The organism is Daejeonella sp. (assembly GCF_037719425.1).
GTDB lineage: Bacteria > Bacteroidota > Bacteroidia > Sphingobacteriales > Sphingobacteriaceae > Daejeonella.
The window spans coordinates 1-2,467 of sequence record NZ_JBBJNI010000161.1; the positions used below are offsets into that span (position 1 = coordinate 1).

Consider the following 2,467-nt stretch of genomic DNA (forward strand, 5'->3'; position numbering starts at 1 on the left):
GTCTTGTCATTCTGGCGAAGGCCAGAACCTCCCGCCACTTAACTTAATGACATTGGGCTTTCGCCGCAATGACAGGTCGGGAGGGGGGTATTAGGAGATTTCGGCTCTTGGGCCGGAATCGCAAGGCAGGTTGAAAACGTTAGGTACGTTCGTGCTCCCCTTTTTTGAAGGGGAGCTGTCCCGCTTTTCGCGGGACTGAGGGGTCACAGTAACGATTGTCAAGATAGGCCTGAAGTGCTCAGTCATCAGGTTTCGAGTCTATTGCATGTACCAGGGTTGGGGTAATTTTAGCTTTAATTAACTATTTACTTGTCACCTTGACCTTCAAATTCTCGTCCAGATTATCATAACTGGTAGAAATAAACGGTGCTCATGCCATACATAAACTTCTTTGCTTCGGGCGCAGTTTTAAGATAAACAGTAGGATCTCCCATAACTTCTAACACTATATTCTGGGTAGAACCTATTGTAAAATAGTCTTTTGAATAACAGCAAGTCTCCACGCGTTTTGAATGCTGCTGTAAGCTTCCACCGATACCAGTGAACTAAGTTCTTTCAGTGAAGATAAACTTTTCGTGAAAATGATACTTCAAGTAACTATAAATTAGGCAATTCCTTATGCCTGCTGTACCTAATTGTTCCAAAGTAAAAAATTCACGATCTCATACTTTAACTTAGCAGTTTCGTCGAGTTGACCTTGAAACAGCTTTGCGTTTTCAGCGTGAGGTATAAGTGATCTTTCAATCTTGAGATTTTGAACTGTATTAGAAAGCCGTAAGATTTCTTCTGATGATAGCTTTTTGTATACTTGATTCACCCGATTTTCGAAATCTTCAATCTCGGGTTTTGAAGTCTTTGGGTTTAATTGCAGGTGAATTGGATTGAGCAGAACTGCGTATATATCGGGGTATATCTTAAAAATTTGCATGGAAAGGACCGTTGATAAATAACTGTTTGGCTGAATAAAAAGTGTGTTTTTATCGCCGTCCTTTTCGTAACGATAACTCTTTACCGATAATACAGAATCGTATATCCTACTCAATAAATTAATTTCGCTTTTGACTTCTTCAGAAAGTTTTAGCTTTCTTTTAATGACTCTAAATTTTGGCAACACATTGCTCTTAAAGCTAACTATGAAATTTAGTTTGTACTGGACATCCGGCACATAAACAGAATCCAATTGACATTTTTCTAATTCAATTGCAGTCAGATATTTCTCATCGCAAACTTTATCTCGCAGTTGAGAAAAACTTAGGAATGGTAATATCGTAAAAAATAGTAAATGTAGATATTTCATAAATTTTCCGGTTCTAGGGTATAGCACACAACGACTATAGTTTGCGCTGTGCGTGTCGCCCGCGTGGGCAGGGAAAATAGCGCAACACTATTTGCCATGCGTAGGTTATCTTGAGGCAAAATATGATTCCAATGTTTTATTATAGCGAAGTAAATAATATAGCCCTTCGCCTCTTCTAAACGTAAACTCCTTATTTGAAGTCCCTTGATCTAATGAAATCTTGAAATTAGCTTCAATAAAAACAGGTCTTGTTTTAATTTTCGTTATTTCTGATTCGAGATCCTGTTGTAAAATTCTTCTTTCTACTGTAAAGGTCGTATCTAATAACGTTTTAAGTTCAGAAGAAGGGTTCATTCTATCTTTAGGTGTTTGAGAAAAAAAATCGACTCTGATCAAGTTACCAATGTTCGTAAACTTGGCGCTCCACTTAGTTTGGCTTCCCAGACAACCATAGTTTATTACTGTTAATGCAATTGAATGAGATTTAATTGTTGGTATAACTTTTTCCAGGTGTAAATAAAAATCTTTGGCTGGTAGTTCTTGTCCTTGGGAGAATTGTCCTGTAAATAGGAGTAGGAAAACAAAGGCTATCCTTTTCATGATTTCATTTAATTTTAGTTTGATTGTAAAGTGTTTTAGCTTACGGCTTACGTCCTCGCGCCAGGCTCGCGTTGCCAATGAGAGCGAACTGAGAACTCTCGGAAAGATAGAATATTTTCGTGAAAACAGATGCTGGAGCGAATATATATTTGGCGATGTAGATTAGCGTGTGTTAGCAGAAGTTACGGGTTCATTTCTATAAATTCTTTGGAAAGTTCCCATACTGTGTTTTTCCCAAACTCTCCGAAATAAGAAAGATATTTGCCCTTCTTATTTAAAACTACAAAGCTAAAGCAAGGATAATGATATCTAAAAAATAATTTTTCGACTAATTGATTTTTATCGCTTTGCCAATTAACTCGTCTGGGGTGATAATACTTTAAGTTTTCATCATTTTTATAAACCCAAAAATGATCGTAAGTACTAATTTTTTTAAGTTTTCGTTGATATTCTCCATCAAAAATATTCCAGGTTGAGTTTCTTTCCAATCCGTTGCAAGGGTCTTTTCCTGGATAATATATCAAAACAATTAATTCGTTGGAAGTACTTTTATCATTAAAAAGATACTCA

At 36.7% G+C, this 2,467-nt stretch carries 3 protein-coding genes; all 3 read right to left on the bottom strand.

Going from position 1 to position 2,467, the window contains the following annotated elements; all coding sequences use genetic code 11:
• Window positions 1-631: 631 nt before the first annotated feature.
• On the bottom strand, window positions 632-1,297 hold the full coding sequence (locus tag WKF69_RS16705; protein ID WP_340383364.1) for a hypothetical protein: 666 nt from the start codon (window positions 1,295-1,297) through the stop codon (window positions 632-634).
• A 105-nt stretch (window positions 1,298-1,402) separates the two neighbouring features.
• Window positions 1,403-1,897, bottom strand: a complete 495-nt coding sequence (locus WKF69_RS16710) for a hypothetical protein (protein ID WP_340383365.1) — start codon at window positions 1,895-1,897, stop codon at window positions 1,403-1,405.
• A gap of 182 nt (window positions 1,898-2,079) precedes the next feature.
• Window positions 2,080-2,467 (bottom strand): hypothetical protein (locus WKF69_RS16715; RefSeq protein ID WP_340383366.1); only part of this gene is annotated, 388 nt, incomplete at its 5' end.

Excerpts from the sequence above, each read along its gene's own strand:
- WKF69_RS16705 (WP_340383364.1), bottom strand. The coding sequence starts at position 1,297 with ATGAAATATCTACATTTACTATTTTTTACGATATTACCATTCCTAAGT.
- WKF69_RS16710 (WP_340383365.1), bottom strand. The coding sequence starts at position 1,897 with ATGAAAAGGATAGCCTTTGTTTTCCTACTCCTATTTACAGGACAATTC.